Origin of the sequence: Pseudomonas floridensis (assembly GCF_002087235.1) — a bacterium.
GTDB lineage: Bacteria > Pseudomonadota > Gammaproteobacteria > Pseudomonadales > Pseudomonadaceae > Aquipseudomonas > Aquipseudomonas floridensis.
This window is the reverse complement of record NZ_MUIO01000277.1, coordinates 1-519: the sequence shown is the minus strand read 5'-3', so window position 1 is coordinate 519 and position 519 is coordinate 1. Positions and strand designations below refer to the sequence as shown.

The 519-nt window shown below is 62.6% G+C and carries 1 protein-coding gene; it reads left to right on the top strand.

Annotated elements, in window-relative coordinates; translation table 11 throughout:
- Window positions 1-519 (top strand): glycoside hydrolase family 3 N-terminal domain-containing protein (locus tag BZK31_RS28895; protein ID WP_279628830.1); only part of this gene is annotated, 519 nt, incomplete at both ends.

Sequence of the window (519 nt, the reverse complement as noted above, 5' to 3'; positions counted from 1 at the left end):
CGCTCAGCGTTGCCCAGGCGAGCGCGCTGTTCGCCGCCACCCCCATGACGGGCAACGAAGTCGAAGCCCGCGTCGGGGCGATGCTCGACAACATGACGCAGTCGGAAAAGATCAATTTCTCTCGCGTAGACGACGGGCGAATGATCCCCAAACTGGACAAATTCGGCCTGCAAGGCACGGTGGCCTATGACTCGTCGATGGGTGTGCTGGTTGGCGGCAAGACGTTCGGCGCGCAATACCCGTCGCCGTCGGCACTCGCCGCCACGTGGAGCATCAACCGGGCCAAGGAATTCGGTCTGGCCATCGGCTATGAAACCCGCATCGCGGGTGGCCAGCAAATGCTGTCTCCGGCCATCAACCTGTACCGCACGCCATTCAACGGTCGTTCGGCCGAATACATGAGTGGTGAAGACCCCTTCCTCGGCGCGGTGCTGGCCCCCGCGGTCACCAACGGCATCCAGGTGCAAGGCGTGCAAGCCGCCGCCAAGCATTACCTGATGAACGAACAGGAAGCCAATC